The 23,932-nt window shown below is 41.7% G+C and carries 22 protein-coding genes; all 22 read right to left on the bottom strand.

The genetic code is table 11. From position 1 onward, the window contains the following. Positions 1-23 precede the first annotated feature (23 nt). Positions 24-4,316, bottom strand: coding sequence for a PolC-type DNA polymerase III (locus ACYQY7_RS01920; protein ID WP_461200464.1), 4,293 nt, complete (start codon positions 4,314-4,316; stop codon positions 24-26). Positions 4,317-4,418: 102 nt separating this feature from the next. Beyond that, positions 4,419-6,113 (bottom strand): proline--tRNA ligase, encoded by a 1,695-nt coding sequence (locus tag ACYQY7_RS01915; protein WP_461200463.1) that lies wholly within the window; start codon positions 6,111-6,113, stop codon positions 4,419-4,421. 29 nt (positions 6,114-6,142) lie between these two features. Beyond that, positions 6,143-7,399, bottom strand: coding sequence for an RIP metalloprotease RseP (rseP, locus tag ACYQY7_RS01910; protein WP_461200462.1), 1,257 nt, complete (start codon positions 7,397-7,399; stop codon positions 6,143-6,145). Positions 7,400-7,414: 15 nt separating this feature from the next. Beyond that, complete coding sequence (gene dxr, locus ACYQY7_RS01905; RefSeq protein WP_461200461.1) at positions 7,415-8,560, bottom strand: 1-deoxy-D-xylulose-5-phosphate reductoisomerase; 1,146 nt, start codon at positions 8,558-8,560, stop codon at positions 7,415-7,417. A gap of 15 nt (positions 8,561-8,575) precedes the next feature. Further along, the gene (locus ACYQY7_RS01900) at positions 8,576-9,343 is read right to left on the bottom strand and encodes a phosphatidate cytidylyltransferase (protein ID WP_461200460.1); all 768 of its coding nucleotides are present in this window, start codon (positions 9,341-9,343) and stop codon (positions 8,576-8,578) included. A gap of 6 nt (positions 9,344-9,349) precedes the next feature. Next, the gene (locus ACYQY7_RS01895; protein ID WP_461200459.1) at positions 9,350-10,114 is read right to left on the bottom strand and encodes an isoprenyl transferase; all 765 of its coding nucleotides are present in this window, start codon (positions 10,112-10,114) and stop codon (positions 9,350-9,352) included. 93 nt (positions 10,115-10,207) lie between these two features. Beyond that, positions 10,208-10,759 (bottom strand): ribosome recycling factor, encoded by a 552-nt coding sequence (gene frr / locus ACYQY7_RS01890; protein WP_035047341.1) that lies wholly within the window; start codon positions 10,757-10,759, stop codon positions 10,208-10,210. A gap of 1 nt (position 10,760) precedes the next feature. Beyond that, on the bottom strand, positions 10,761-11,483 hold the full coding sequence (pyrH, locus tag ACYQY7_RS01885) for a UMP kinase (RefSeq protein ID WP_004891026.1): 723 nt from the start codon (positions 11,481-11,483) through the stop codon (positions 10,761-10,763). 62 nt (positions 11,484-11,545) lie between these two features. Continuing rightward, positions 11,546-12,427, bottom strand: a complete 882-nt coding sequence (gene tsf / locus ACYQY7_RS01880; RefSeq protein ID WP_461200458.1) for a translation elongation factor Ts — start codon at positions 12,425-12,427, stop codon at positions 11,546-11,548. A 128-nt stretch (positions 12,428-12,555) separates the two neighbouring features. Further along, positions 12,556-13,263 (bottom strand): 30S ribosomal protein S2, encoded by a 708-nt coding sequence (rpsB, locus tag ACYQY7_RS01875; RefSeq protein ID WP_004891029.1) that lies wholly within the window; start codon positions 13,261-13,263, stop codon positions 12,556-12,558. A 139-nt stretch (positions 13,264-13,402) separates the two neighbouring features. Then, on the bottom strand, positions 13,403-13,846 hold the full coding sequence (locus tag ACYQY7_RS01870) for a hypothetical protein (protein WP_461200457.1): 444 nt from the start codon (positions 13,844-13,846) through the stop codon (positions 13,403-13,405). A gap of 10 nt (positions 13,847-13,856) precedes the next feature. Beyond that, entirely contained in the window at positions 13,857-14,114 is a 258-nt protein-coding gene (locus ACYQY7_RS01865; protein WP_461200456.1) for a hypothetical protein, read from the bottom strand. Positions 14,115-14,154: 40 nt separating this feature from the next. Further along, positions 14,155-14,886: a FliA/WhiG family RNA polymerase sigma factor gene (locus ACYQY7_RS01860; RefSeq protein ID WP_461200455.1), complete on the bottom strand. Its 732-nt coding sequence runs from the start codon at positions 14,884-14,886 to the stop codon at positions 14,155-14,157. 21 nt (positions 14,887-14,907) lie between these two features. Then, on the bottom strand, positions 14,908-15,222 hold the full coding sequence (locus ACYQY7_RS01855) for a hypothetical protein (RefSeq protein ID WP_461200454.1): 315 nt from the start codon (positions 15,220-15,222) through the stop codon (positions 14,908-14,910). Beyond that, a complete protein-coding gene (locus ACYQY7_RS01850; protein WP_461200453.1) occupies positions 15,222-15,722 on the bottom strand; it encodes a chemotaxis protein CheD in 501 nt (166 codons plus the stop codon). The genes ACYQY7_RS01855 and ACYQY7_RS01850 overlap by 1 nt, the downstream gene beginning before the upstream one ends. Further along, on the bottom strand, positions 15,715-16,350 hold the full coding sequence (locus ACYQY7_RS01845; protein ID WP_461200452.1) for a chemotaxis protein CheC: 636 nt from the start codon (positions 16,348-16,350) through the stop codon (positions 15,715-15,717). The genes ACYQY7_RS01850 and ACYQY7_RS01845 overlap by 8 nt, the downstream gene beginning before the upstream one ends. A 7-nt stretch (positions 16,351-16,357) precedes the next feature. Then, positions 16,358-16,789, bottom strand: coding sequence for a chemotaxis protein CheW (locus tag ACYQY7_RS01840; protein WP_461200451.1), 432 nt, complete (start codon positions 16,787-16,789; stop codon positions 16,358-16,360). A 25-nt stretch (positions 16,790-16,814) separates the two neighbouring features. After that, positions 16,815-18,821: a chemotaxis protein CheW gene (locus ACYQY7_RS01835; protein WP_461200450.1), complete on the bottom strand. Its 2,007-nt coding sequence runs from the start codon at positions 18,819-18,821 to the stop codon at positions 16,815-16,817. Positions 18,822-18,835: 14 nt separating this feature from the next. Next, on the bottom strand, positions 18,836-19,906 hold the full coding sequence (locus ACYQY7_RS01830) for a protein-glutamate methylesterase/protein-glutamine glutaminase (RefSeq protein ID WP_461200449.1): 1,071 nt from the start codon (positions 19,904-19,906) through the stop codon (positions 18,836-18,838). Positions 19,907-19,918: 12 nt separating this feature from the next. Continuing rightward, positions 19,919-20,788 (bottom strand): MinD/ParA family protein, encoded by an 870-nt coding sequence (locus ACYQY7_RS01825; protein ID WP_461200448.1) that lies wholly within the window; start codon positions 20,786-20,788, stop codon positions 19,919-19,921. Next, positions 20,788-21,891 carry a flagellar biosynthesis protein FlhF gene (gene flhF / locus ACYQY7_RS01820; RefSeq protein ID WP_461200447.1) on the bottom strand — a complete coding sequence of 368 codons (1,104 nt, stop codon included), beginning with the start codon at positions 21,889-21,891 and terminating at the stop codon, positions 20,788-20,790. Before flhF ends, ACYQY7_RS01825 begins: the two co-directional genes overlap by 1 nt. Next, positions 21,888-23,924, bottom strand: a complete 2,037-nt coding sequence (flhA, locus tag ACYQY7_RS01815) for a flagellar biosynthesis protein FlhA (protein WP_461200446.1) — start codon at positions 23,922-23,924, stop codon at positions 21,888-21,890. Before flhA ends, flhF begins: the two co-directional genes overlap by 4 nt. Positions 23,925-23,932: the final 8 nt, after the last annotated feature.

Genomic DNA, 23,932 nt, shown 5'->3' with positions numbered 1-23,932 from the left:
TTGACAAAAAAATTGCAACTCATTCAAAAGAGCGACAATTGATTGTGATCTGGTAGCGACTGCAAGCACCCTCGGCTTTCAAGATATTCTAAAATCGTTTTTGACACTTTGCCTCGTTGTTGCAAGTCTTCTTTCGATAAAAACTCCCCTTCTTCACGTGCTCGCACAATGCTGAGGGCAACGTTTGTCCCTAGTCCAGGAATGGCATTAAACGGTGGAATAAGCGAGTTTCCGTCAATGATAAACTCTGTTGCTTGTGAACGATACAAATCAATATTTTTAAATGAAAAGCCTCGTTCGCACATTTCTAGCGCGATTTCAAGCACGGTTAACAAGTTTTTCTCCTTCGCAGACGCATCAAGCCCTTTTGACTGAATTTCCTCAATGCGTTTGCGAATCGCCGCAGATCCTTGAATCATGGCGTCTAAATCAAAGTCTTCTGCACGTACGGTAAAATACGATGCGTAATAAAGAAGCGGATGGTGGACTTTAAAGTACGCGATGCGTACCGCCATGAGAACATAGGCGGCTGCATGCGCTTTCGGGAACATGTATTTAATTTTTTTACATGATTCAATGTACCATTCTGGCACGTCATGTTTGCGCATTTCTTCTTCAAATTCTGGCGTCAATCCTTTTCCTTTACGAACGGACTCCATAATTTTAAATGCTAATGACGGTTCTAAACCGCGGTAAATTAAATACACCATAATGTCATCGCGACATCCAATCACTTCTGATAGTGTACACGTTCCGCTTTGAATAAGCTCTTGCGCGTTGCCGAGCCAAACGTCCGTCCCATGCGATAAGCCTGAAATTTGCACAAGCTCTGAAAACGTCTTCGGTTTCGTTTCCTCTAACATTTGGCGAACAAAGCGCGTGCCAAACTCTGGGATACCGAGCGTTCCTGTATTACACATAATTTGTTCAGGTGTCACCCCAAGCGATTCCGTACTACTAAAAATTTTCATCACCTCGGGATCATCGGTCGGAATGGTCTTTGGATCAATTCCGCTCAAATCTTGTAACATCCGAATGACTGTCGGATCATCGTGCCCGAGAATATCGAGTTTTAATAAATTGTCGTGAATAGAGTGGAAGTCAAAATGCGTCGTGCGCCACTCCGCGCTCGTATCGTCGGCTGGATATTGAATTGGTGTAAAGTCATAAATATCCATGTAATCTGGCACGACAATAATCCCACCTGGATGTTGCCCTGTCGTTCGTTTCACTCCCGTGCATCCGGCTGCTAAACGATCAATTTCTGCTGCGCGTACATGAAGGTTTTTATCGCTTATATACCCTTTGACAAATCCGTACGCCGTTTTGTCAGCGACAGTACCGATCGTCCCTGCACGATATACGTTATCTCCACCGAATAGCACCTTCGTGTAGTTATGCGCTCGCGGTTGATACTCGCCTGAAAAGTTTAAATCAATATCTGGAACTTTATCACCTTTAAACCCTAAAAATGTCTCGAACGGAATGTCGTGACCGTCTTTATTGTATCGCGTACCACATTTTGGGCAGTCTTTATCTGGCAAGTCAAATCCCGACCCGACCGAACCGTCATCGAAAAACTCGGAATGTTTGCAGTTCGGACAAACGTAATGCGGTGGGAGCGGATTCACCTCTGTAATCTCGGTCATCGTCGCGACAAACGATGAGCCAACTGAACCGCGCGAACCGACAAGATAACCGTCATCAAGCGATTTTTTTACGAGTTTATGAGAGATTAAATAAATGACCGCAAAGCCGTGACCAATAATGCTTTTTAATTCTTTTTCTAACCGTTTTTCAACGATGTCTGGAAGTGGGTCACCATAAATGCTCTTCGCTCGTTCGTAACTCATTCGGCGAATTTCTTCGTCCGCTCCCTCAATTCTCGGTGTGTATAACTCATCTTTAATCGGTTTCACGTCTCCAATGAGGTCGGCAATTTTTCTTGTATTTATGATAACAATTTCTTTTGCTTTTTGTTCACCGAGAAACGAAAATGCTTCTAACATTTCGTTTGTTGTACGGAAGTGAACATTTGGGAGTTTATGACGATTTAACGGATGACCACCAGATTGTGAGTGAATTAAAATTTTGCGATAAATTTTATCTTCTTTATTGATATAATGCACGTTCCCTGTCGCGACAACCGGAATGCCGAGCCGTTCGCCAAGCTGCACAATATTTGTAATAATTTCTTTTAGTGCCTCTTCGTCGCGTACATATTCCATCTCAATAAGGGGAGCGTATACTTCTGGCGGATGCACTTCAAGGAAATCATAAAATGGGGCAATTGCCTCTGCTTCTTCGATTCCTTTTTGCATCATCGCTTCAAATAGCTCGCCTTTATCACAGCCTGATCCGACTAAAATACCTTCGCGATGGTGTTGCAATACCGAACGCGGAATGCGTGGAACGCGATAAAAATAGTTCACATGTGAAAATGATACGAGTTTAAATAAATTTTTTAACCCAACTTCATTTTGTACAAGCAATGTTGCATGAAACGGTCGAGATCGTTGAAACGCCCCTTGCTCCTTTGATGCTTCGTTGAGCTGATCAAGATATTGAATTCCTTTTTCCTCAAGTTCTTTTAACAAGTGAATGAGCAAATACCCTGTCGCTTCTGCATCATAAATTGCGCGATGGTGTTGAGTTAATTCAATATTAAACTTTTTACAAAGCGTATTTAAACGATGGTTTTTTAACTCTGGATATAAATAGCGAGCAAGTTCTAATGTATCAATCACCGGATTTGTTACTTTGCCGCGATTGATTTTTTTAAACCCTGCATTTAAAAAACCAATATCAAACGTGGCATTATGGGCAACGAGCACACAATCGTCGATCCAATGGTAAAACTTTTTTAATACTTCTTCGACGTCTGGTGCGTCTTTTAACATATCATCTGTAATCTTTGTTAGTTCGATTGTCGTTGCGGAAAGCGGGTGATGCGGATTCGCAAACGACTCAAAACGGTCGATAATTTCTCCGTTTTTCACTTTTACTGCTGCCAACTCAATGATCGTGTCATATACAGCGGAAAGCCCCGTCGTTTCCACGTCAAATACGACAAACGTATCGTCCATGAGCCGACGATGCGCTTCATTATAAGCGATTGGTACCCCGTCATCGACAATATTTGCCTCTAGTCCATATAAAATTTTCACACCGTATTTTTTTCCTGCACTATACGCTTCCGGAAACGACTGAACGACCGCATGATCCGTTACAGCAATTGCTTCATGCCCCCATTTTTTCGCTTGTTCGACAAGCTTTGTAATGGAAGCGACCGCATCCATTTGACTCATTTGGGTATGAACGTGCAATTCTACACGCTTTTCTTCGGCTGTATCTTGACGCTCGTTTGGTTTCACTTCATTTAAGTCATTTGCAATAAGTACAAGATCGCGAACGAATGTGTCGTTTTGTACGCTGCCGCGCACTTTCACCCACATACCTTTTTTTACACGTTGCATCAATTCCGCGTCTTCTTTATCGCGTGAAAACATTTTGACAAGAATAGAGTTTGTATAGTCTGTCATTTTTAACGTCAATAACGTTCGTCCGCTTTTTAGTTCTTTTGCTTCAGCATCAAATACGTATCCTTGCACAACGACACGACGTTCTTCTTCTACAATTTGATCAAGCGAACGAATATGTTCCTCATCTTTAATTTGATAACCAATCACAAGCGAACCACTTTCTTCCCTTACGTTAGACGGTTCTTGTTTCGGCATCGCCTCTATAAAAGCAGCTAACGCTCGCTCCTCATCTTCTTTTTGTTTTTGTGCTAAAAATTGTTCAAACTGTTGTTCATCGTATTTCACGTCCGCTTCTAATTGTAAATATGGGAAGCCAAACGAAGCGTACGTCTCAGCAAATATTTCTGCAAATCGCTTTTTTAAAGCAATCGCTTCTGCTTCATTGCGTGCTTGGACAATTACTTTCGTTCCTTTGACGTGCGGTTGCTGCTGTGTCATTAGTGGAAGAAGAGGCGAGCTTTGTTGAATCGTTTCCACAAACATCGGCCAATACGATATGACGTCTTCGTCGGTAAACGTTTGATCTTCCGCTTCAATCGTGCATTGCACATGAGCGATGTGACGAAACTGTTCGATTAATCGTTTACGAAATTCCGCATATACATCCGCTCGTAAAATCGCTGGAAATTGAAAATAAAAATGCCAACATTTCGCACGTTTGTCGACAACTACTTTGTTAATCTGTCCATGTGCTAAGTCATTCGCTATATTAGACGAAGAAAGTTGTAGCTGTTGCAACAAAATAGAAAATCGTTCTTTTTGTTCTTCTCTCATCGTTGTTCGTTACAAAAAATGTAACGGTACACCTCCCTTTCTTTTTTATACATCGTTTGGGAGCGATAGACGACAGAAAGAGGGGGGGATCCCCCTCTCTGCCTATAAGTAACGGTGCAACGTTTCGATTAATTGCGACACGTGTACTTCTTCTGTTTCACCTGTTTTTCGTACTTTTACTTCAACGATTCCTTCATTTGCACGTTTTCCGACCGTCACACGCACAGGTAACCCAATTAAATCGCTGTCAGCAAATTTGACTCCTGGGCGCTCTGCTCGATCGTCATACAACACTTCAAACCCTTCTTGTTGCAAACGTACGTACCATTCGTCTGCAAGTTCTCGTTGCTCGTCCACTTTCGGATTGACAGAAATTAAATGCACATGGAACGGTGCAACCGCTGTCGGCCAAATGAGCCCATGCTCATCGTTATATTGTTCAGCGATGGCTGCAAGCGTACGAGATACGCCAATGCCATAGCATCCCATAATCATCGGTTGCATGCGTCCATTTTCATCTAAATACGTGGCATTCATCGCTTCGCTATAACGTGTTCCGAGTTTAAATACGTGACCAACTTCAATGCCGCGTGCAAAACGAATCGTTCCTTTTCCATCTGGCGACGGATCCCCTTCTTGAATGAAACGAACATCCGCATATTGCGCAACAAAGTCACGATCTGGATTGACCCCTTTATAATGATAATGTACTTCATTGGCTCCGCATACACCGTTGACAATCGCTTTTACCGCATGGTCAGCTAAAACGAGTACATCATGGCTCACGCCGATTGGGCCAAGCGAACCAACTTCACAGTTCATGACTTGCTTCGTTTCTTCTGGCGTCGCTAATTCCACAACAGTGGCTTCTAATATATTTTTTACTTTCACGTCATTGACTTCATGATCGCCGCGCACAAGAACAAGCACATAACGATCGTCTACTTTAAATAATAACGACTTGATGCATTTTTCTTTTGGTACTTGCAGAAATTGACTTACTTCTTCAATCGAACGTTGTTCCGGTGTATGCACTTTCTCAAGCGGCGCATGCGGTTCATCGCTTCGCTCATACGTCGCAATGACTGGCGCCATTTCAATATTCGCTGCATAATCGGACGAATCGGAATATGCAATCGTATCTTCCCCAACATCAGATAAAACCATGAACTCATGCGTATCTTTTCCACCCATCGCACCAGAGTCAGCAATGACCGCGCGGAAATTTAATCCGCAACGACGGAATACGTTTGCATATGCTTCGTACATTTTATTGTACACTTCATCTAAACTTTCGTGTGAAGCATGAAACGAATACGCGTCTTTCATAATAAACTCACGACCACGAAGTAAACCGAAACGCGGACGTTTTTCGTCGCGAAACTTCGTTTGAATTTGGTAAAGCGTAAGTGGCAAACGTTTATACGATTTCACTTCATCGCGAACGAGAGCCGTAATGACTTCCTCATGTGTTGCACCGAGCGCAAAATCACGATCGTGGCGATCTTTTAAGCGCATTAATTCCGGCCCATATGAATACCAGCGGCCTGACTCTTGCCATAACTCTGCTTGTTGTAGCGCTGGCATCAACAGCTCTATAGCACCTGCACGATCCATTTCTTCACGAATGATCGCTTCAACTTTTTGTAATACACGTTTACCAAGTGGTAAAAAGCTATATACTCCACTCGCGTTTTGACGAATGAAGCCAGCGCGAAGCAGCAGTTGATGACTTTTAATTTCTGCATCTGCCGGCACTTCACGCAATGTAGGAATAAACGACATACTTTGTTTCATCTTTTTTTAGCACCTCTTACTTCATTGATTTATAGGAAAAATTTTTGAATATCATTCCATGTAACAACAAGCATAAGCAACATCAGAAGAGCAAAACCGATAAAATGCACAATCCCTTCTTTTTGGCGATCAATTGGCTTTCCACGCAACGCTTCAATCGCAAAAAACGTTAAGCGTCCTCCATCAAGTGCTGGAAGCGGAAGTAAGTTGATAATCCCTAAGTTAATGCTTAAAATCGCACCCCATTTCATTAAGTAATACACGCCAGATTGAGCGACTTTATGTGTGGAAACGGCAATGCCAACAGGTCCAGATAGCATATCAAATGAAAATTTCCCCGTCAATAAATGACCCAAACCAACGATAATTTCCTTTGTCCAATAGTACGTTTCTAACGCACCTTGCTTGATCGCCCCAACAACCGATTTTTCCATCGGTCCATATACACCGATCAGTCCGATCGTCTCCCCTTCTATCGTTTTCTTTTCTGGTGTGACAGTGAGATCGATCATTTGACCGTTGCGCTTCACTTGAAATTGGAGCGGTTTTTCTGGGCTTTTTCGAATCATTGTAACGACATCCGTCCATGAAGACATCGGCTGTCCGTCAATCGAAACGACAATATCACCTTGTTTCAATCCTGCTTGACGCGCAGCACCGTCTTCTGTCAATTCACCAACAATCGGTTTATCAACAGGGTAGCCTTGTAATAGTCCAATAACAATAAAAATGACAAGCGCTAAGATGAAATTCATAAGCGGACCAGCGAAAATAGCCATCGCCCGCTGTCCGAGCGTTTTTGAACCGAATTGACGATCGTACGGTGCTATTTGTACTTCTTCGCGATCAATAACGATGTACGCTGGATCGCTTAGCTCAAAGCGTTGTAAGCGATCATCCTCATTCTCGTAACCTTCAATATATAGCTCATGTTCAAAGTCTGCGCGCTCCACCTCAATGATTTTCGCATCGGGATATTCGTCTTTATGATTGATGATCACTTTTTTCACTTTCCCGTCTGAATGAAACAATAAGCCGACAACTTGACCGCGCTTAACATCAATCATCTCTGGGTCTTCACCCGCCATGCGTACAAAACCGCCGAGCGGGAGCAAACGAATCGTATATGTCGTTTCTCCTTTTTTTATCGAAAACACTTTCGGACCGAATCCAATCGCAAACTCGCGGCATAAAATACCTGCTCGCTTAGCGAAAATGAAGTGACCTAATTCATGAAAAAACACAAGCGCACCAAAAATGATAAGAAAAGCAATAACCGTCTCCAAAGTTTCAACCACCTTTTACATGTGTAGTGATTTTACATATCGTCTCGTTTCAAGATCAACTGCATGAATCGTCTCAAGATCCGGATGAGCAATCGGTACGTGCCGCTCCATCGCTTTTTCAATACATTGTTCAATTGCTAGAAACGATATTCGTCCAGCTAAAAAGGCTGCCACCGCTTCTTCGTTGGCTGCGTTTAATACCGTTGGCATCGTTCCGCCTATTTTTCCTGCTTCATAAGCAAATTGTAAACAACGAAATCGGTTCATGTCCACTTTTTGAAAATGCAACGTGGCTACTTGTGCTAAGTTCAGTCGTTCATTATGTAGCGGAAAACGATCAGGATATGTTAATGCATATTGAATCGGTACCCGCATATCTGGCGTTCCGAGTTGAGCAATGACACTCCCATCATGAAATTGCACCATCGAATGAATGATGCTTTCTTTATGTAAAAGGACGTCAATTTGTTCATACGGTAATTGGAATAACCAATGTGCTTCGATCACTTCGAGTCCTTTGTTCATCATCGTTGCAGAATCAATTGTAATTTTTGCTCCCATCGACCAATTCGGGTGTTTTAACGCTTCTTCGACTGTGACGTATTGTAGTTGTTCGCGAGTCCGATCGCGAAAACTACCACCAGATGCCGTCAAAATAATACATTCGATATTTTTTTGCTGTTCTCCTTGCAGGCATTGAAAAATCGCAGAATGCTCACTATCGACAGGCAAAATAGTTACGCCGTAATCGGCAGCGTGTTTCATGACAAGATGACCTGCGGTAACTAACGTTTCTTTATTCGCTAACGCAATCGTTTTTTTCGCCTCAATCGCTCGTAACGTAGGTACTAATCCAACGCTTCCGACAACCGCATTGACGACAATGTCTGCTTCTTGAACTGTCGCTACTTCAACGAGACCATCTTCACCAGAAACGATGCGCACTCGCCCCGTATATTCGCTTTGTAGCATATGTGCATCTTCTTTTTGAGCAACACATACGACTTTCGGTGAAAATTGTTCAATAATATGTCGAGCTTGTTCTATATTTCGCCCGGCGGAAAACGCGACGAGACGAAACGCATCGCGATGAGTACGAATGACGTCTAGCGTTTGCATGCCGATTGAGCCCGTCGCTCCTAATAAACTAATTGCTCGCAAAAGCCCCACTCCTTTTTACGCAATAAGGTAAAACAGATGCAAAATTGGCAAAACAAATAACAAACTATCGAAGCGATCTAAAATGCCACCATGTCCTGGCAAAATAGCTCCTGAATCCTTTACTCCATAGTGGCGTTTAAATGCCGATTCCACTAAATCACCAAGCTGTCCGAAAACGGATAAAACGACTGTCGCAATGAGTAACATGAGAGAAGACGGAGCAAATGGCGATAACCACTCATACACGCTCACGACAACAAGGGCGCACAAAACACCACCAATAGCACCTTCAACTGTTTTGTTTGGGCTAATATGCTCCCATAGCTTTCTTTTTCCGAACGCGCGACCAACAAAGTACGCTCCGCTATCTGTTGCCCAAATTAAAAAGAGCGCATAAAAAATGTACGACAGCCCTGCTTCACGCACTTGAACAAAAGAATAAAAACCAACCCCTACATATAGTAAAGAGACAATCATAAATCCAACATCATCAAACGTAAACGCATTTTTAGATATTACCGTATAAATAAGCAACAAAAAGAGCCCAACGACGAGGATCCATATATTTATCATATGTTCATATGGATATAAAAAGAGCCATAATATAAGAAAACTAACGATGCTCGGAAACGAAAAAAGCGATATGCGTTTCATACGAATCAGTTCAAATAAACCAACTGTAGCTAGTATATACGTTAACACTAAAAATGGCCATCTGCCATATATGACGATCGGTAAAAAGACTGAAGCTGCAATAATTGCTGTTACAATTCTTTGTTTCATATGAAATTATACGCCCCCAAATCGACGGCTTCGTTGTTGAAATTCATGTACCGCCTGTAAAAAATGTTGTTCGGTGAAGTCTGGCCATAATACGTCTGTAAACCAAAATTCTGTATAAGCCAATTGCCAAAGCATAAAATTACTTAAACGAATCTCTCCGCTTGTACGAATAAGCAAATCGGGATCTGGTAAATCGTTTGTCATTAAATAGGAATGGAACATCTGTTCATTCACATCGCTTGCTTGAATCGTTCCATGTTGCACATCGTCAACAAGCTTTTGAACGGCATGCACAATTTCCGCACGACTTCCGTAGTTTAACGCAAAGTTTAAAATTAAGCCCGTATTTTGTTTTGTCTCTTCGATTGCTTTATCGACTGCACGTAACGTATGTAAAGGTAGCTGATCTTTATGTCCCATGACGCGTACTTGCACATTTTCAGCAATTAACTCTGGCAAAAATGTGTTCAAAAATTGCTCAGGCAACTGCATTAAATAATCGACTTCTGTTTTTGGTCGTTTCCAATTTTCTGTTGAAAATGCGTATAACGTTAACACTTTTACGCCGAGTTCATTCGCAAAGCGCGTAATTTTTCGTACCGTTTGCATGCCTTCATAATGTCCAGCCATCCGTGGCAACGCGCGTTTGTTCGCCCATCGCCCGTTCCCGTCCATGATGATCGCCACATGCGCAGGAATCGGTCCTTGTAAAATTGTTTCTTTTTCATATCCTTCTTCTTTGTTTTTCCATCTTTTTATCTTTTCAAACATAAGCGCGTGTCCTCCAGCTTTGATCCAACATGATTAGGCTGTGCGCCCTATTTTGTAATTATAACAAAAAACCCTCTATAAACATAGAGGGACTTATACTTCCATCACTTCTTTCTCTTTTTCTTTCGTAATCACATCAATTTTTGCGATATGATCGTCTGTTAATTTTTGAATGTCTTCTGTATAACCACGCAACTCATCTTCTGTAATTTCGCCATTTTTCTCTAGCTTTTTCAACTCATCATTTGCATCGCGGCGAATGTTGCGCACAGCGACTTTCGCTTCTTCCGCATATTTTTTTACTAACTTCACCAACTCACGACGGCGCTCTTCCGTTAGCGGTGGGATGGAAATACGAATGACTGAACCGTCGTTTGAAGGTGTTAAACCTAAATCTGATGCTAAAATCGCTTTTTCGATTTCCTTTAATACGGATTTGTCATACGGCTGAATAACAAGAAGGCGCGCTTCTGGCACTTGAATGCCTGCTAACTGAATAATTGGTGTCGGCATGCCGTAGTAATCGACTGTAATTTTTTCTAATAATGCAGGATTCGCACGACCTGCACGAATCGTTGCAAGTTCACGTGAAAAAGCTTGAACCGCTTTATCCATCTTTTCTTTCGCGTTCGTTAATACTTGCATATTATTTCCCCCTTACAATTGTTCCGATATTTTCGCCTAATACGGCACGTTTTATATTTCCTTCTTCCATGATCGAGAAAACAATAAGTGGAATATCGTTATCCATACATAACGATGAAGCGGTTGAATCCATGACGCCTAACCCTTGTTTAATCACATCTAAGTAGGAAAGTTCATCGTACTTCACTGCATTTTTGTCTACTTTTGGATCGGCGCTATATACACCGTCTACGTTGTTTTTCGCCATTAAAATGACGTCCGCTTCAATTTCTGCAGCACGAAGCGCAGCTGTCGTATCTGTCGAAAAGTACGGATTCCCTGTTCCTGCCGCAAAAATGACGACACGTTTTTTCTCTAAGTGACGAATCGCTCTTCGACGAATGTACGGCTCTGCCACTTGGCGCATTTCAATAGACGTTTGTACGCGCGTTTGCACACCAAGTTGCTCTAGGCTATCTTGCAAAGCAAGCGAGTTCATCACCGTTGCTAACATGCCCATGTAATCAGCTGTGGCGCGATCCATTCCCATTTCACTGCCGATTTTTCCGCGCCAAATGTTTCCGCCCCCAACGACAACGGCAACTTCGACTCCTAGTTCTGCTACTTCTTTTACTTGTTGCGCAATAGATTTAATGACAGACGGATTAATGCCAAATCCTTGATCACCAGCTAGCGCTTCACCGCTTAATTTTAAAACGACACGTTTATATTTTGGGCTTTTCATTGTAAACCTCCATACCGTTCTTTAAAAATAGGGAACACATATGTGTTCCCTATTTGTATTCATTACTTACGAACTTGGCTCATAACTTCTTCAGCGAAGTTATCTTGACGTTTTTCAATACCTTCGCCTACTTCGTAACGGATGAAGCTTTTTACAGTTGCGCCATTAGATTCTACAAATTGACGTACTTTTACATCTGGATTTTTTACAAAGCTTTGCTCAAGTAGGCAAATGTCTTCAAAGAATTTGCCTAAGCGACCTTCAACCATTTTTTCAACGATGTTTTCTGGTTTTCCTTCATTTAATGCTTGTTGTTTTAATACTTCGCGCTCACGAGCGATTTCTTCCGCAGATACTGCATCGCGAGAGACGTACTTTGGATTAATCGCAGCAATGTGCATCGCTACATCTTTTGCAATGTCGCTATTTGTTGTACCTTCCAATACTGTTAATACGGCAATGCGACCACCCATGTGTAAATATGCACCGAACGCTGCATGATCATCTTTTTCTACAACTGCAAAGCGACGTAACGTAATTTTTTCACCAATTTTAGCGATCGCTGCGTTGATATGTTCCTCTACTGTCGCACCGTTATCCATTTTTTGCTGCAACGCTTCTTCTACTGTTGCAGGCTTATGTTTTAATAAATGATCTGCTAATTCTTTTACTAATGTTTTAAATCCTTCGTTTTTCGCAACGAAGTCTGTTTCAGAGTTTACTTCTAAAATGACAGCTGCATTTCCGTCAACTTCAATTAATGTTGTCCCTTCAGCTGCAATGCGATCCGCTTTTTTCGCTGCCTTTGCCATTCCTTTTTCACGAAGCCAGTCAATCGCTTTTTCCATATCACCGTTTGTTTCTGTTAACGCTTTTTTGCAGTCCATCATTCCTGCGCCAGTTTTTTCGCGCAATTCTTTTACCATTTGAGCAGTAATTGCCATATTAAACATCCTCCTTTTTATGTGCCAAATCGTATGTACACAAACCGAAATGGTTCGTATGCTTATTATGCCCGATTTTCTTAAAAAAAGGTGATAAAAGGCTCCCCCTCTTATCACCTTTCACATGCTTACTCAGCTGTGACAACGGCCTCTTCGCCTTGTTTTGCTTCTAAAATCGCATCAGCAATTTTAGATGTAAGAAGTTTCACAGCGCGAATCGCATCGTCGTTCGCAGGAATGACATAGTCGATTTCATCTGGATCACAGTTTGTATCCACGATTCCGATGATCGGAATGTTTAATTTACGAGCTTCTGCAACGGCAATGCGCTCTTTGCGTGGGTCGATGACAAATAATGCATCTGGCAATTCTTTCATTTCTTTAATACCGCCTAAAAACTTTTCAAGACGCTCTAACTCTTTCTTTAGTTTTACCACTTCTTTTTTAGGCAATACATCGAATGTGCCATCTTCAGCCATTCTTTCGATTTCTTTTAAGCGTTTAATGCGTTTTTGAATAGTCGCAAAGTTTGTTAACGTTCCACCTAACCAACGTTGGTTCACGTAGAACATGCCAGAGCGCTCTGCTTCTTCTTTCACAGAATCTTGCGCTTGTTTTTTCGTACCAACGAATAAAATTTTACCACCGTTTGCCGCAAGTTCTTTGACGAAGTTATACGCTTCTTCTACTTTTTTCACTGTTTTTTGTAAGTCAATGATATAAATACCATTGCGCTCAGTGAAAATGTACTTTTTCATTTTCGGGTTCCAGCGACGTGTTTGATGCCCGAAGTGAACCCCTGCTTCAAGCAATTGTTTCATTGAAATGACAGACATCTTTCATCCTCCTACACGGTTTTTTTCCTCCGCTCATGTCATTTTTAAGCAAGACTGCAATGCAGCACCGTTGCTTAAATCGATGAGCGTGTGTATTCACACCAAGTAGAACTATATCATAATTAAAAAGCACATTCAACTACTTTTGGTGAAATTTAAGCAAAAGCTCCATTTCTGTTTTGCCACGTTTGAGCGTCTTCGCGATCTCATCGATCGTTTTTCCTTGTTGTTGAAGTTTTAATGCTTCTGAAACAAGCGACTCGAGCGGTTGCTCTTCCTTTGGCGCAGTTGACGATAATTCGATCCGATCAACAACATGCTCAACTGGAGGAGACATTTGTTCTTTTCGCAACGAACGAAAATGTTGGCGAACAGTCGATGATGTAATTTGTTTCACAAATCGTTCATTTTCTTCTTTAAACTGCATTAAATATGTTGTCATCATCGTTTCCATTTCGCGAATAAGCTCCGCTTGCTCTTTTTCCGTCTCTTTAATTTTCACCCATCTTAAAGATAAAAGGATGATAAGAAAGAGCGAAATACCATGCAAAACAAAGCTAATAAACCATAAAAACGTTGTCATATCATCCCTCTTATCCGGTAAAATCAATATGCGTTCCTTTGTAAGGATGTTTGCTTTTTTCTTTCTTCTCAGATTGCTTTTTCCATTTGGCACGTTCGCTTTGTTCAGCTTTCGTCACTTGCTGCCGAATACGCTCGTCTTGTTTTTTCATTTCTGTTGCAAGCTGTTGTTGAGCAAGCTGTCCGTACTGTTGCATATGTTCTTGCCACTTTCCGAGCTCATGCGTTTTCGGCAACGCTACTTGTAACTCGACTAACTTTAAGCTCATCGTTTCACTTCCTTCATAAAAATTGTTTGATGAAGGACTGTCATATCGCTTGCTCAATCAGTTTGCGCATTTTAAATAAAGCTTTTGCATGAATTTGGGAAATCCGTGACGTCGACAGTCCCATAATATGCCCGATTTCTGTAAACGTCAGTTCCTCTTTGTAAAACAAACTAATGACTAACTGTTCTTTTTCATTCAATTGTTGTATGACGTTTGCTAGTTGAGCAATTTGTTCTTCTCGCAATATGTGCTCTTCAGGCGATGGCGATCGGTCATCACGTATCGTAAACGATGATTGATCATCGTCATCGTCAAACGGTCGCTCATCAAGCGATAAAATATTCGCGAAAAATTGCTCATTCATGATTGCGTATACTTCATCTTCTGATATATTTAACGCGTGAGCCACTTCCTCGGCACTAACGTCACGCATATGCATTTGTTGCAACTGCTCAATTGTCGCTTCAATTTTTTTCGCTTTTTCTCGCACACTTCGGGGAAGCCAATCTTCTTTGCGCAAACCATCTAAAATGGCGCCACGAATACGAAATGAAGCATACGTGTCAAACTTTAAATCACGCGAAGGATCGAATTTTTCAAGCGCATCGTATAAACCGAGTAGCGCTAAACTTTTTAAATCTTCTTTTTTCACGCTTTTCGGAAGGGATGAAGCCATACGTTGTACGTGATAATCGACAAGTGGCATATACTTTTCAATCAGTTGGTTGCCCGCCTCACGATCGCGGGCATCAATCCACTTTTGCCAGCACAATATATCATCCCCCCTAAGCTACTATTTGTCTTCGTGACTTAATAATTGACGAATATACTCGGCTACTTTTTGTTGTTCTTCTTCACTTAAGTCTTCAATCATCTGTTCAACTTCAGTGTCATTCCGTTGTGCAAACGAAACGTTCGATGTTGATTCATCTCTTTGGATAAATCCGATCATCCAGCGAACAATAAATGCAAAGACAAAGAAAACAACAAATGTAATGAACGCCCGTATTGTAGATGTCCATATACTATTTTGCAATAGTGAAGAAAAAAAGGCGATCATACAGCCGAATAAAGCAAAGCCAATGTTAAATTTCCATGTACCAGTCATTACATTTCCCGTACCCCTTGATTTACTGTTCGAATGAGCAATATACCTGTTTTCGGATGAAATTCAATTGTCCGTCCACTACTTCCCCCAACGTCTTCCGCAACAACAGAGATGCGAAAGCGTTGAAGCTGCTGGCGAACAGCCTCAACGTTGCGCGGTCCGATTCGCATCATATCCGTCGTTCCTGTGCGAAACTGAAACATTTGTGCACCACCAGCCATCTTCGCTTTCAAATGACCGTTCCTTCCCCCTGCCTCAATGACGCGCCGTACTAACTCTTCAATCGCAGTGTCGGCATATTTGGCTACATTCATTTGGTCAGATTTTGCTAACGATGAATCAGGTAACATGACGTGCGCCATCCCGGCCACTTCTTTTGCTAAATCATATACGACCACACCAACGCACGAGCCAAGCCCGCATGTACGAATGACATGTGGCGCTTTTACAACGTTCATGTCAGCAATCCCGACTTTCACTACTTGAACAATTTCACTCATCATCGTCCACACCTAAAGCCCGAAAAATGATACGAAATGATTCAGGGTCAGGAAGTAGGAAAAAGTGGCCATTGACACGATCATCCGGCTGATGTTCTTCATGAATGGCTGTATCAACGACGATGACATGATCACCGACGCGCGACATTTCAATTAATCCGTAGCTTAAAATTGCACCGATCATATCAATGCTGAGCGCCGGAACAGATGGATGTAAATTTAAATTGGTAAAATCTGATAAAGATGATAAATACGAACCAGCTAAAATGTTACCCAGCTCTTGCAATGCCGACAACGATAGTTCTGAACAATCTTGTTGTAATTTAAACTGTTCGTCACCAATCATTTGTTGAATAAATCGTTCCGCCTGCTCGATTGATAATACGAAAAACATATTGCCCGGTGCATCTCCTTCAATACGCAAAAAAACAGCAGCAACGACATTGTCAGCTCCTCCGACAATGTCCATCATTTCATCAAAAGAAATGATGCGCACATCAGGAATCGTCATTTCAATTCTTTTATTTAAAAGCTTTGATAACGCTGTTGCTGCGTGACCCGCACCAATATTTCCAATTTCTTTTAGTATGTCCATATGGACGGCATTCATCCGTTCAAAATATGACATGGACGATTTATCCTTTCTCTGTTTTTAATACTTTTTCTAAGTTTAATAAAATAAATAGGCGCTTTCCGATTTTTACAACACCGTTAATATAGTCTGCTGTTGTTGCATCAACTACTTCTGGCGGCGGTTCAATCGCTTCTGTTGAAATATCAACGACATCGTTTGCCGCATCAACAATTAAACCGACTTCCATATCATCAAGCGCGACGATAATGACGCGCGTATGATCGGAAAATGTCGCTTCTTCCAATCCAAACCGCATGCGTAAATCGATAATCGGTGTAACGACTCCACGCAAATTAATGACGCCCTTTACATATTTCGGAACGCGTGGAACGCGTGTAATATGTTGAATTTTTTCAATCGAGCGCACTTGTTGAACCGGAATCGCGTATTCTTCGTCTTTTAGTTGGAACACAATTACTTTCAGCTCAGCCACATTTCATTCCCCCTCTCGCTTGCTCCTACTTAATTAACGCGTTGCAATCAATAATGAGCGCGACTTGTCCGTCACCTAAAATCGTTGCCCCAGAAATCGCAAACACGGACGTTAAGTAGTTACCAAGCGATTTTAACACCACTTCCTGTTGACCGATAAATGAATCGACGACAAGTCCAGCCATTTTTTCACCTTTACGCACCATGACGACCGATAAGAAATCGTCTTCTTCTGTAATGACCGGCACTTCAAAAATATCTTTTAAGAATAAAAGCGGAACAACTTTTCCACGAAAATCAATAACTTTTTGATTGTGAGCATGTAAAATATCTTCTTTTTTCACAATGGCTGTCTCGATAATCGATGACAACGGAATCGCATATTTTTCGTTTTGAATTTCAACTAGCATGACAGAGATGATCGATAATGTAAGCGGTAGCTGAATCGAAAAGACTGAACCGATCCCTTCTTCCGAGTCAATCGATACCGATCCACCAAGCGACTCAATCGTACTTTTTACAACATCTAATCCGACACCACGTCCTGAAATGTCAGATACTTTATCCGCTGTTGAAAAACCTGAAGCAAAAATAAGTTCATATACTTGCTTATCCGTTAAATTGGCTGCGTTTTGTTCCGAGATAACGCCTTTACTAATGGCTTTTTTCAACACTTTTTCACGGCTAATGCCCGCACCGTCATCTTCAATTTCAATGAATACATGGTTGCCGCTATGATATGCTTTGAGTTTGACTGTTCCTTCTTCCGGTTTCCCTTTCGCCCGACGCACATCTGGTGTTTCAATGCCATGATCGATCGCGTTGCGCAACAAGTGAACAAGCGGATCGCCAATTTCATCAATCACTGTGCGATCGAGCTCCGTTTCTGCTCCGATAATTTCAAGATTAATTTTCTTTCCTAAATCACGAGCTAATTGACGAACCATCCGCGGAAAGCGGTTAAATACCGTTTCAACAGGCACCATGCGCATATTTAAAATAATGTTTTGTAAGTCTCCTGAAATGCGCGACATCCGTTCAACTGTTTCATGTAATTCAGGGTTGTTTAACTCACGCGAAATTTGTTCTAGTCGACCGCGATCAATGACAAGTTCTTCAAATAAGTTCATTAATACGTCAAGACGTTCAATATTGACGCGAATCGTTTTGTTGCTTACTTGCTTTCCGATCGCTTTTTCTTCTTGTCCTTCTTGTTTTTTCTCCACAACTTGTTCAACTGTTTTTGGCTCTTCTTTTTGTTCCACCGGTTTTTCGTGCGCATTTTCCTGCGCAACAGGTCTATGTAAATCAACCGGTTGGACGTTTACTTCTTCTACTTCAGATACTTTCATAATGCGCTTTTGTAATTCATCTTGTGATACTTTTGTCACTACCGTCACAACAAATTGATCGTCAAACTGTTCGGCCTCAAGCATTTCAACAGTCGGAACAGACTTGATCACTTCCCCGACTTGTTCAATCACTTCAAAAATCATAAATACACGGGCAGCTTTTAATAAACAGTCAGAGCGCAGTTTGATCGTCACTTCATAACTGTGGAACCCTTGTTCAGCCGACTGTTTTAAAATCGTGTATTCAAACTCATCGTATGTTTGTTCATATGTTGGAGTGCTTTTTTGTGCTACAACGGCTTCTCCTTTTTCAATTTGCTTTAACTGCGCAACAACTTCTGCGACGTCACGTTTTCCATCTCCGCCTTCTGCAATGGAAACGACCATCGCTTCTAAATCGTCAACAGCGCGAAAAATAACGTCAAGCAGCTCAGGCGTAACCGCAATTTTCCCATTACGAATCGCATCGAGTACATTTTCCATTTGATGTGTTAAATTTGCTAAGTCCTCAAATCCCATCGTTGCTGACATTCCTTTTAACGTATGGGCGGAGCGGAAAATTTCATTGACGATCGACACATCGTCTGGATTTTTCTCCAGTTCTAGCAGTTGCTCGTTAATTGTTTGTAAATGCTCTTTACTTTCATCAATAAACACTTCGAGGTATTGACTCATGTCCATTGTTCCTATCCCCCTCAAACTTGTACGTGTTTCATTACCGCTTCAGCAATATCGTCCACGTGAACGATCTCGTCAACAACGTTTGCAGCAATGGCTGACTTAGGCATGCCGAATACAACGGAAGATTCGGCAGATTCTGCAATAACAAACGTCTTACCCGAAGACTTTAATTGTTTTAATCCTGCTGTACCGTCTGAACCCATGCCTGTCATAATAACAGCGATTTTCTCGTAATCTGTGAACACACTTAACGATTCAAACATGACATCAACAGAAGGACGATGTCCGTTTCGCGGTGTTCCTTCATCGAGATGAATGGCAAGCGATGTGCCGACACGTTTGACACATAAATGTTTTCCTCCTGGTGCGATATACGCTGTCCCCTTTTGAATAATTTCACCATCTTCTGCTTCTTTGACGCGAATGTGACATAATGAATCAAGTCGAGTCGCTAACGACTTTGTAAACCCTTTTGGCATATGTTGAACGACTAAAATCGGTGCGGCAATCGTTGCTGGAAATTTTGTTAATACGTGTTGAAGCGCACGCGGTCCACCTGTTGATGTACCGATCGCGATGATTTTTTTCTTTCCACTTACATTTTGTCGTTCACTTACCTCTATTTTACTATATTGCTTTTGTGGCAACATAGACATTTTTTGTTTTGTTTTCACCGTTCGTAAATTCGCTTCGCTTGCCAAAAGCACTTTTTCGATCATTTTATCTTTGATTTTATATAAATCTAGCGAGATCGCTCCGGAAGGCTTCGCAATAAAGTCAACCGCCCCGTATTGCAACGCTAAAATCGTATTTTCCGCCCCTTCTGTCGTCGTGCTTGAGATCATCACGACAGGAAGAGGTCGTTTCTGCATAATATGCTTTAACGTTTCAAGCCCGTTCATGACAGGCATCTCAACATCTAGCGTCACGACATCCGGATTTAATTTCTCAATTTTTTGTAACGCTTCTTGTCCGTCACGTGCTGTACCGACAACGTGCAGCCGCGGATGTTCGGACAAAAAATCGCTAATTAATTTTCGCATAAAAGCCGAGTCATCAACGACGAGCACTTTTGCTTTCTTCACAGCGATGATAACCTACCTTTCTAAAAAGTATTGACGCAGCTTGGCAAAAAAGTGAAACGGGCGTTTCGCTTGTTCTTCATGTTCTTCATTTGCTAAATAGCGATCTGCCATTTGCACAAGCGCCCTGCTCGCCTTCGCGCCTGGGTCAAACAAAATAAAAGGCGTTTGACGAATGACAGCAGTGCTTACTATTCGATCTTCTGGTACATAACCTAACGCATGTAGTTCTTTTCCTAAAAACCGTTTCGCCACTTGTTTTAAACGTTGCAACGTTTCAGCTCCTTCTTTATCCGAACGTGCGCGATTGACTAACACATAAATCGGGAGTTGGGGAGCCGTTACATGAATGTATTTCATTGTTGCATATGCATCTGTCAACGCGGTCGGTTCAGGTGTCGTTACGATAAAAATATCATCTACTGCCTTGAGCAACTGAAGACGATCTTCAGACATACCCGCTCCCATATCGAAAATGAGATAGTCGTATTGCTCGGAAACGAGTTGCAATTGTTCAATAAAATATTCGACTTTTTGCCCATCCATATGAAAAATTTCCGTTAATCCCGTTCCCCCTGCAATAAACGATAACTGTTCTGGTCCTGTTTTTATAATATCATGAATAGTAACGTTTGGACGAAAAATATCCATAATTGTATGAGATGACGTTTGTCCAAGTAAAATATCGATGTTTCCCATGCCAATATCCATATCAAACAACAATACATGTTTTCCTCGTTGGCGCAACGCTAAGGAAAAGTTTAACGAAACGTTCGACTTTCCAACGCCACCTTTGCCGCTCAATACAGCAATCGCTTTCGTTTCTGCTCCATGTTGCATTTTTTTCACACGTAAACGTAAGCTTTCCGCTTGATCTCTCATCATCATTGCTCGACCCCAGTAACCATATTTGCCACAAGCTGTGGAGTAGCTTCAACAATATCATCAGGTACGTTTTGCCCGTGCGTCATATACGCTGCACCGATGCCGCACTGGATCATCATATTTAACATCGCTCCGTGTCGACTCGTTTCATCGACTTTCGTAAAAATAAATTTATGAATCGGAATAATGGAAAACTGCGTGTAAATGTCTTTCATATCCCGCCATTTTGCTGTAAGTGATAATACAAGGAACGTTTCCATTTCTTCATTAAAATCAATCATTTCTTTTAAATCGTTCACATATTGAGCGTTACGAAAATTTCGTCCGGCTGTATCAATAAATACAATATCGTATGACGCGAGCTTTTCTTTCGCTTGGCGAAAATCTTCAAGATTGTAGCATACTTCAAGTGGAACATTTAAAATTTTGGCATATGTTTTTAACTGATCGATCGCGGCAATACGATACGTATCTGTCGTAATAAACGCGACTTTTTTTCCATGTTTAATGACGCAATCGGCGGCCATTTTCGCAAGCGTTGTCGTTTTGCCAACACCCGTCGGTCCAACAACGTTGACAAATTTTTTTTGAAAAGAAATACCGCCGAACGAAAGAGAAGATAATGTGTTTACAATTTCCTCATAAAGCCATTTCTTTACTTCGTCATCCGATCCGTTCGCACCCGACGTGTACCATCGTTGCAACAACGTAGACATAAACATCGCTCGCACATCATCGCTTACTTCTTGATCAATTAAATGGGCATCTATCGCTTTCAACGAAGCGGGGTAATGCTCAACTCCCCCTCCTTGTGACAATTGACGGATCGTCGCCTTTAATTCATGAATTTCTTTTAATAGCTGTTCATCACGCAACGGTTCTGTGCGCTCTTTTCGTTTTTCTTTCATTTTTTGAACAGGCGGAGTGGTTGGTTTTGGATCAACAGCAGCAATCACTTCAATATTTTTTCGGGAAAACAATCCAAAAAAACCTTTTTTGTGTACAACTTTCGAGTTTAAAATAACAGCATCATTTCCAAGTTCCGCACGAATCATTTTCATCGCTTCTGGCATAGACGAAGCAACAAACTTTTTTACTTTCATTCCACATTCACCACCCCAACACTTTGAACTTCCACATTGGCTTCAAGTTCATTATACGACAATACCGGAACGTGACGGAAATATCGTTCGGTTAATTGTCTCACATACATGCGCACAGCCGGCGAGCAAAGCAAAATCGGCGATTGATCTTGAAAAGGAAATTGCTCAATTTGCATCGCAATTGCTTCAATAATTGCTTGTGAAACAACGGGATCAAGCGCTAAATAATTACCGTGCTCCGTTTGTTGCACACCTTCGGCAATCATTTTTTCGACTTTTCCTGATAACGTAATGACACGTAACGGTTGACCTTCAACCACATATTGGCTCGTAATTTGACGGGCGAGTGCTTGACGAACGTATTCTGTTAAAAGATCTGGATCTGTCGTCATTCGAGCAAAATCCGCAAGCGTCTCAAAAATGACCGGCAAATTGCGAATCGATACTTTTTCACGCAATAAATTCGCCAGCACTTTTTGAATGTCGCCTACCGATAACGGATTTGGTGTCACTTCTTCGACTAAAATAGGATACGATTCTTTCACATGATCGATTAACTGCTTCGTTTCTTGACGACCAAGCAACTCATGCGCATGCGCTTTTAACAACTCCGTTATATGTGTCGATACGACAGACGGAGGATCAACAACTGTATATCCAAACATTTCAGCTCGCTCTTTCATTTCTTCAGAAATCCATTTTGCCGGCAAGCCGAATGCTGGCTCAACCGTATCGATTCCTTCAATCGAATCATCTTCAATGCCCGGACTCATCGCCAAATAATGATCAAGCAGCAACTCCCCTCGTGCCACTTCATTCCCTTTAATTTTTAGTCGATATTCATTCGGTTGCAGTTGAATGTTATCGCGAATACGAACAACTGGAATAACGATACCAAGCTCTAAAGCAAGTTGGCGACGAATCATGACGATACGATCTAATAAATCCCCACCTTGATTCGCGTCAGCAAGCGGAATTAATCCATATCCAAACTCGAACTCAATCGGATCAACGCTTAATAAACTAACGACGCTTTCTGGGCTTTTCATTTGATCCATTTCGATTTCTTCTTCTGTTTCTTCTTGTGTTGTTTCAGACACATGCGCTTGTTTTGTTAATTGATATGCTCCAAAAGCAAGCAAAGCCGCGATCGGCATCGTTAATAAATCATAAATTGGCGTCAACAATCCGAGTAAAAAAATCGTCCCTGCTGTGACATATAGCATTTTCGGATAAGCAAACAGTTGCCGCATAATGTCGGCACCTAAGTTATCATCGGAAGCGGCACGCGTGACGACAATTCCTGTCGCTGTTGAAATTAATAGCGCTGGAATTTGGCTAACAATTCCATCTCCAACAGTTAATAGTGTATATCGTCTTGCCGCCTCCCCAATATCCATCCCTTGTTGTACCATACCGATGACAATTCCAAATAGCATATTAATTAACACAATAATAATTCCTGCGATGGCATCACCTTTAACAAATTTGCTTGCTCCGTCCATCGCACCATAAAAATCAGCTTCTTGCGCAACTTTTTCGCGTCGTTCTCTCGCCTGTTGTTCAGAGATGATGCCCGCATTTAAATCCGCATCAATGCTCATTTGTTTTCCAGGCATCGCATCGAGCGTAAAGCGCGCCGCAACTTCAGATACGCGCTCTGCCCCTTTTGTGATGACAACGAATTGAATAATAACTAAAATTAAAAACACAACGAAACCGACAACAACATTTCCACCAATAACGAACGTTCCAAACGTTTCAACAACTCCCCCTGCTTCTCCTTTACTTAAAATCGAACGAGTCGTTGAAACGTTTAAACCGAGGCGAAATAATGTAAGCAAAAGGAGAAGCGAAGGGAAGATCGAAAATTGGAGCGGTTCGCGCATATTCATTGATGTTAAGAGAACGAGCAACGCAAGAGAAATATTCATAATAATGAGGACGCTAAGCAACCATGATGGTAGAGGAATGATAAGCATCGCTACAATTAATACAACCATAAGTAATACAGATAAGTCCCTTGCCGACATAAACGTTC

The organism is Anoxybacillus sp. TBDG-1, assembly GCF_054815885.1.
Note: the sequence above shows the minus strand (reverse complement) of the source record. Positions and strands in the feature narration are given on the sequence as shown.

Excerpts from the sequence above, each read along its gene's own strand:
- flhF (WP_461200447.1), bottom strand. The coding sequence starts at position 21,891 with ATGAAAGTAAAAAAGTTTGTTGCTTCGTCTATGCCAGAAGCGATGAAA.
- ACYQY7_RS01895 (WP_461200459.1), bottom strand. The coding sequence starts at position 10,114 with ATGTTTGAAAAGATAAAAAGATGGAAAAACAAAGAAGAAGGATATGAA.
- ACYQY7_RS01870 (WP_461200457.1), bottom strand. The coding sequence starts at position 13,846 with ATGACAACGTTTTTATGGTTTATTAGCTTTGTTTTGCATGGTATTTCG.
- ACYQY7_RS01835 (WP_461200450.1), bottom strand. The coding sequence starts at position 18,821 with ATGGACATGAGTCAATACCTCGAAGTGTTTATTGATGAAAGTAAAGAG.
- ACYQY7_RS01865 (WP_461200456.1), bottom strand. The coding sequence starts at position 14,114 with ATGAGCTTAAAGTTAGTCGAGTTACAAGTAGCGTTGCCGAAAACGCAT.
- ACYQY7_RS01855 (WP_461200454.1), bottom strand. The coding sequence starts at position 15,222 with ATGACTGGTACATGGAAATTTAACATTGGCTTTGCTTTATTCGGCTGT.
- ACYQY7_RS01850 (WP_461200453.1), bottom strand. The coding sequence starts at position 15,722 with ATGAGTGAAATTGTTCAAGTAGTGAAAGTCGGGATTGCTGACATGAAC.
- ACYQY7_RS01900 (WP_461200460.1), bottom strand. The coding sequence starts at position 9,343 with ATGAAACAAAGAATTGTAACAGCAATTATTGCAGCTTCAGTCTTTTTA.
- ACYQY7_RS01915 (WP_461200463.1), bottom strand. The coding sequence starts at position 6,113 with ATGAAACAAAGTATGTCGTTTATTCCTACATTGCGTGAAGTGCCGGCA.
- pyrH (WP_004891026.1), bottom strand. The coding sequence starts at position 11,483 with ATGAAAAGCCCAAAATATAAACGTGTCGTTTTAAAATTAAGCGGTGAA.
- flhA (WP_461200446.1), bottom strand. The coding sequence starts at position 23,924 with ATGTCGGCAAGGGACTTATCTGTATTACTTATGGTTGTATTAATTGTA.
- rpsB (WP_004891029.1), bottom strand. The coding sequence starts at position 13,263 with ATGTCTGTCATTTCAATGAAACAATTGCTTGAAGCAGGGGTTCACTTC.
- ACYQY7_RS01920 (WP_461200464.1), bottom strand. The coding sequence starts at position 4,316 with ATGAGAGAAGAACAAAAAGAACGATTTTCTATTTTGTTGCAACAGCTA.
- tsf (WP_461200458.1), bottom strand. The coding sequence starts at position 12,427 with ATGGCAATTACTGCTCAAATGGTAAAAGAATTGCGCGAAAAAACTGGC.
- frr (WP_035047341.1), bottom strand. The coding sequence starts at position 10,759 with ATGCAAGTATTAACGAACGCGAAAGAAAAGATGGATAAAGCGGTTCAA.
- ACYQY7_RS01825 (WP_461200448.1), bottom strand. The coding sequence starts at position 20,788 with ATGATGAGAGATCAAGCGGAAAGCTTACGTTTACGTGTGAAAAAAATG.
- ACYQY7_RS01845 (WP_461200452.1), bottom strand. The coding sequence starts at position 16,350 with ATGTCATATTTTGAACGGATGAATGCCGTCCATATGGACATACTAAAA.